Below are 6,629 nucleotides of genomic sequence, written 5' to 3' on the forward strand. Positions count from 1 at the left end.
ATTTATCATTTAAGAATTAAAAAGTAATATTTGCTCCCACAGAAATGGTTCTTGCCTGCGGATATATACCACGATCGATACCAATAGTAGTATAACCACCTGAAGCAACTTCGGGGTCAAACCCGTCATACCCGGTGAAAGTCAACAAGTTCTCTGCTGCAATATAAACTCTCAACTTTTGAACAGACACTTTTTGAGTCCACATTGCCGGCAAGGTATATCCAAACTGAGCAGTTTTTAAGCGGACATAACTTCCATCTTTGATATATAAATCAGAAGAACGCCAGTTACTATTAGGATTTGATGATGTCATGCGTGGAATTTTATTAGAAGTACCCTCGCCAATCCAACGATCAAGTATCCATGTTGGACGGTTCATAGCAGGGATATCACCACGTTGTGAAAAGTCAAACACATCATTTCCGGCAGTACCTTGGAAAAATAAATTAAGATCAAAACCTTTCCACTCTGCATTTAACGTCAATCCGAAAGTCCAGTCAGGCATTCCTTTACCTATTTTGGTTTTATCAGCATCTTCAATTACGCCATTGTTATCATAATCAACAAAGATAACATCACCCGGCTGGGCCTTAGGCTGTAATTTAACTCCCTTATCATTTACGTAAGCGTCAACTTGTGCCTGGTTTTGGAAAATACCGGCGGTTTTGTATCCGTAGAAGAACGGGTAAACTTCACCATTCTGGCCTTTTACATAACTACCTAAACCTGATGCACCAGCATTTTCATAAATAGCTTCTCCTGAAGCATTACCTAATTTTATCAATTTGTTCTTTAAATAAGAAGCATTGGCGTTTACAGAATATTTAAAATCCCCCAATGACTGCTTCCATCCCATTTCAAATTCCAATCCCCAGTTCTCCATATCGCCAGCATTGGCAATGGGTGCGCTCTGCCCAACATAACTTGGGATAGGCTGATCCATCAACATACCATTTGTCTTTTTCTTGAAATAGTCAAAGCCAAAATTCAAAGCATTATCAAAGAAACGGATATCAAAACCTAAATCGGTTTGTTCAGACTCCTCCCATTTCACATCAGGATTAGGTATTGCAGCTGGAGAACTACCATACTGCATCACACCATTTTTACTTTCCGTAGCAACTACGTAGCCACCACCAAAATAATAATTCTGTCCGCCATCCATCAATGATGTGTAACGGAAATTACCAATATTCTCATTACCGTTTTTACCCCAACTTGCACGAAGTTTCAAAGAAGTCAACCAATCCGGTCTGTTTTCCATAAAAGGTTCATTGGATACGTTCCATCCTAAAGATACAGCAGGAAATACAGCCCATTTATGACTAGGACCAAATCGAGAAGAACCATCGCGGCGTACGGTTGCCTGTATCATGTACCTCTCTGCATAGTTATAATCAATACGACCAAAATAAGACGCTAAACTAGCATTATTATACCCACCGGTTCCACCATAAACACGTTCGTCGTCTCTATCGGCTATAGCAGAGTTTATATTTGCTTTTGACGGATCATTTTCAAGTAAATCATAATCACTACCCCCTAATTGACGATAGGTGTACCTTTGAGCAGATTGACCTAATACCACAGTCAGATTATGATTGCCAGCAAATGTTTTATTGTAAGTCAATACATTTTCAACCTGCCACTTATAACCTCTATTCATCTCACTCCAAACGGAACTTTGTGTTACGTCTTTGCCTTGGTTTGCCAAGAAATAAGGAAATTCATATCCGTCTTTCCCCCAAAATGCGAGGTCGAATCCATAGCTACTTTTGAATTTAAGTCCAGGCAATACATCTATTTCTCCCCAGAAAGTACCTACAAATTTATCTTCGTTGTTTTTCTCCGAACGAGGTTGATGCAACATAGCAACTGGATTTGCAATTTCTTGAAAGCCCGAAGGAGGAATAGAATATACGCGACCATCTTTATCTTTTACCGCATAAGGATGTGCTGCCAATATATTAGCCGCTTCGGTGTCACTTGCATATACAGAAACCAAAGGAGAAAAAGTGAGTGCACTACCCAGGATAGAACCATATTCAGAGTTGGTTTCAATTCCTGTAGATTTTCCTCTTGAGTAACCAACATTCACTCCTACTCTTACTTTATTAAGGAATTTGCGGCTATTATCCTCAAACACATTATAAGTAGAATTTGTACGAATACTCCATCTGTCATAATTTGATTTGCCATAATCACCACCAACAATACCTTCTTGATTAAAGTAACCTAAAGAGAGGAAATAAGAGACTTTTTCACCACCCCCACTGATACTTACTTGATGATTTTGAACGGGAGCATCATAATTAAATGTTTCATCTTGCCAATCGGTACCTTTACCGGCGTTGGCAACCTGATCTGCAGTGTATCTGGGAGCATTCCCATCATTAATCTGCGCTTCATTCATTATAACCATGTATTCAGTTGCATTGAGCACAGATTTCTTCTTCCACGGATTCTGCCATCCATAGCTAAAGTTGTAATTTACAGTAGCCTTACCTAATCCTTTGCCAGTGCCTCCATCTCCGGTTTTTGTAGTAACCAACACTACACCGTTGGCAGCGCGTGCTCCATATATAGCAGCAGAAGCGGCATCTTTCAGTATTTCAACTGACTGAATATCTACCGGGTTCAAATAACCAATGCCACCATCAACAGGCATGCCATCTACAATATATAAAGGGTCGCTGTTGTTTACGGTACCAATACCGCGGATCCTCACCTTGGAATCGGACCCCGGTTGGCCGGAACTCTGAGTTATTTGCACACCGGATACTTTTCCTTTTAATGCATCTTCAACGCGTGAAGGTTTTGCTACATTCAATTCCTCTGCTGTTACACGGCTAATAGCTGCTGTTACAACACTTTTCTTCTGAACACCGTAGCCCACAACTACAACCTCATCGAGCGTTTCGGTATCTTCTTGCAAAACGACTCTCAGTGATCGGTTGCCTTTAACTGAAACCTCTTGCGATTTATATCCTACATAGGAAATAGATAAGATACAATCAGAAGGGGCATTCAATGTAAACTGACCATCGAGATCTGTAATTGTACCATTAGTAGTCCCTTTCACTACCACATTAACTCCGGGCAAAGGTTCACTGTCTTGCCCGCCTACGATTACACCTTTTATCTGTATATTCTGTGAAAATACAGTAAGTGCAATCCCCCAAAAAAGAAATAAGAAAAATAATTTTTTCATAATTTTTATAAATTAAGATTAACACTGTTCCTTGTCGAACGATGCAAACATAATGTATTTGGTCATGAATGATATCATAAAATAGCATTCCTAAATACGTCAATTCAAAAATTTAAATACGTTATAAATACGTCAAAAATAAATAAAGTATTGATAATCAATGTTTTATATATACATCAATCAAACTCGTCATTTATGTTATAAAGCATATATAACAAATAAGGCCACATCAAAATGCAGCCTTATTAATACCATGTGAACAGGAGTTAAATTTTAGTGTTTAAATATTCAGTTAATCCTTCATCTCTTTCCAATTCAAATTTCTTTCGAAGACGATAACGGATTGTCTCAACTCCCCTAATGGAAATATTTAAAAGAGGAGCTATTTCTTTACTGGAAAGATTCATTTTAAGATAAGCGCACATCATGCGTTCATTTAAAGATAGATCGGGATGTTTCTCTCCCAAATGCTTCATAAAGTTATTGTGAATAAGATCGAACTGATCTTCAATGCGTTTCAAGAGTTCATCCGACTGGATGTTAGCATCTATTTTATTGTTAACCACCAGCAGCATTTGTTTCGCATCTCTGGTGCCATCTCCTTTCATACTGGAAACAACCTTATACAAATCGGCTTTTATCTCGGTAAGCATTTCGTTCTTGCGAACAAAATTAATCATCAAATTAGCCATCTCCTGACTTTTATGTTGCAAATCGTATTCCAACTTTTCTTTTTCAAGTTCCATAATTTGTCTTTCCTTTATAGCCTTCTCTTTCTCGTATTCTTTTTCCAAATGATGAATCTCTTTATCCTTTTCAAATACGACCTGCTCATTTTTACGTTTTACACGTGAATCATCCCAGCGATAAACATACCATAAAGCCAAAAGAAACAAAACCAAGTATATTGCATAAGCTATCGCTGTTCTATACCAGGGAGGCAGAATTTGAAAAGAAAAAGTGTCGGCAGAACTACTGCCATCAAGAAATACTGCTTTTACTTCAAATACATAGTCGCCTTCGGGCAAATTACTGTATTCTTTAGTCAAAGAAACAGTAAAGTCTGACCATTCACCGCCATTGAGACGATACTGGTAGCTAACCTCCTCACCTTGCGTAAAAGATGATATGGAATATTCAATACGTATTGAATTATGCGCATACGGAATTCTGGGTTTTTCCTTTTCTCCCAAAAAATTGCCTATATAAACCAATGAATCTTTGGGGTATGAAACGAAGACTTTACGTACAAACATAGACCGACTATAGTCTTTCTTTGTTTTGAGGGCCGGCACTTTCAACATGGCAAATCCATAATCATTCGGGATAACCATCAATGAATCATTTAAAGGAACTATTTTTTCGGCCCCCTGCACTAATTCAACACCTGGTAATTCTATAGGAACAACAACAGTGGCCGCTCCTTTTTTGTAATTACGCAAATTAGCAATACAAATTTCTTTATGACTCAGGCTGATAACGTGATTATTAAATTCCAGTAAACGTGAATACGTGGTTGTGCCATTTAATAAATTATCTATTTCCTTAGAGTGTTGCATACAATCACTCTTATCATTATACTCATATGCTCCTTTGGGAGTGGCAAAGTAGATTTTATGGTTCAATTTGCTGACATAGATTTCTCTTTCGGAAGGAAATCCTTTTGTTACTCCATACGACTTTATATTCTGAGCTCTTTTGAGGTCCGCACTTAATTCAACCCGCAATGTTTTATCCGAGTTAAAAACCCATATAACACGTGATGACTCTTGTTCGAAAAAGCGACAAGAGTCAAACAACCCCTCTATTTTATGACTGACTTTCCACGTACCATTTTCTTTTTCAAATACGTACATACCGTCATAAACCCCCACGAACATTTGATTTTTTTTGCCCATAATCTGTTCACAAGTCCATGTACCTGAAATGTTGCCAATGCGTTCCATCTCGCTACCTTTTACCAGGAACAATCCTCTATCATGCAAACAAAAAAGATCATCTCCTATTTTGCATAAGTTCCACACCTGTCCACTGGAATGCCCCACCGGCTTTATATCCGGTAAATTATCATTCATAACAACAGGATATTTCACGTAATAAAGCCCCCTGTTTGTTCCCAAATACAAGAAATCATTGTGTAAGAATGCGGCATATCCGGTTCCAAACGAATAAGGATAGGTGTATAGATTAGTGAGCGATGAATTCAGGCATATATAATCTATTCCGCTATCAAGACCAGCCCATAGGTTATGAGAACGGTCAAAAGCCATGGAAAGTACGGTATTATTCTGAAGACCGTTGTTCTCATTGAAATACTTGGTAACCAGCGTTTGCTTGTTAACCAGAATAATACCCTTATGGACGGTTCCCAAGGCTATTTGATTTCCGGATGAAGCAACGCAAAACACTTCGTTATCCCTCAAGAAAGTTTCGGCGCCTGTTAAGAAAGGACGAGTAACGCCTCCATCGGAGTAAAAAAGACCATCGTAGGCAGTGACAACAATCACCCCTTTCCCATGAGGAATAATTCCTCTAATGCGCTTCGACATTAATGATTCCGCACCCTGCAAAGGGAAAAAGGTATTGCCAACCAGAACATACACTCCATAATCCGTTCCTATGTACAATACCCCATTAACCATGGAGGAGCATTCAATTTTGGCTGCCGCATCTATTGCCGTGTATTTACCATTCAAATATTTTAGTATTTTCCCGTCACCTTGTATATAGAGTATGTTATCATTTTCATGAATACGCCAAACGTTGCCGATAAAACGGTTTGAATCAGGAATCGAGTCAGACATGCAAACATACACAAGCTTTCCACCTTTTCCCGGTTTAAAGTACCCGAATTCGTTGATTCCACCTACATAAATACACTTTTGAGAGGTAGAAGGAAGCACTGATCTCACATCCGAATGATTGTGTAAAGCGAACACATTCCATGAGCTTCCGTCAAATTGAAGCATGCCATTTTTGTTTGCGAAATACACCCAGTTGGCATCATAAGAAGCAATCTGCCAAGTCTGCGAGCCCTTGCCGTAGAGGTTTTTATTATAATTGATAATAAAACTATTCCAATCAGCGTAGACAGGAAAGGCAAAACCTAAAAAGAATAAAGAGATTCAAGTTTCGCAAGTTAATGAGATATGTTGACATGATGGCATAAAAAAGGCATAGGAGTTTCTGTATGTTGCAGAAAATGAGTAAATTTAAAGTGCAAACTAAAATTAATACTCGCCCCTATGCTTATGCACAAAGTTACAACATTCCTCTCAGAGATCAGCATCTTTTTCCGGGAAAATGATTCCCATAAAGCCATGTATACCATTATGGATGTGATTAAAGGGTTAAAAATGACAGAGCTATCCCTCTTTGGGACAAAGAGCAAATGCAACCATGTATATACATTGCTGCA

Annotated in this window: 2 protein-coding genes and 1 pseudogene; 1 reads left to right on the forward strand and 2 read right to left on the reverse strand. The window is 38.5% G+C overall.

Translation table 11 applies throughout. The annotated features are described in order from the left end of the window. Positions 1 to 16: 16 nt before the first annotated feature. Together C511_RS0107705 and C511_RS0107710 are read right to left on the reverse strand one after the other, a co-directional pair. Entirely contained in the window at positions 17 to 3,211 is a 3,195-nt protein-coding gene (locus C511_RS0107705) for a SusC/RagA family TonB-linked outer membrane protein (protein ID WP_024996508.1), read from the reverse strand. A gap of 266 nt (positions 3,212 to 3,477) precedes the next feature. Further along, positions 3,478 to 6,180 (reverse strand): triple tyrosine motif-containing protein, encoded by a 2,703-nt coding sequence (locus C511_RS0107710; RefSeq protein WP_244877227.1) that lies wholly within the window; start codon positions 6,178 to 6,180, stop codon positions 3,478 to 3,480. 276 nt (positions 6,181 to 6,456) lie between these two features. On the opposite strand from C511_RS0107710, the pseudogene C511_RS17850 reads away from it, so the two are divergent. Then, positions 6,457 to 6,629: pseudogene (locus C511_RS17850) on the forward strand (IS4-like element ISUnCu6 family transposase); the annotation flags it as partial.

It is taken from the genome of Bacteroides graminisolvens DSM 19988 = JCM 15093 (assembly GCF_000428125.1).
Taxonomy (GTDB): Bacteria; Bacteroidota; Bacteroidia; order Bacteroidales; family Bacteroidaceae; genus Bacteroides; species Bacteroides graminisolvens.

What these genes read in the sequence shown, in the direction of transcription:
- C511_RS0107705 (WP_024996508.1), bottom strand. Translation starts at nt 3,211, where the DNA reads ATGAAAAAATTATTTTTCTTATTTCTTTTTTGGGGGATTGCACTTACT.
- C511_RS0107710 (WP_244877227.1), bottom strand. Translation starts at nt 6,180, where the DNA reads ATGCTTCAATTTGACGGAAGCTCATGGAATGTGTTCGCTTTACACAAT.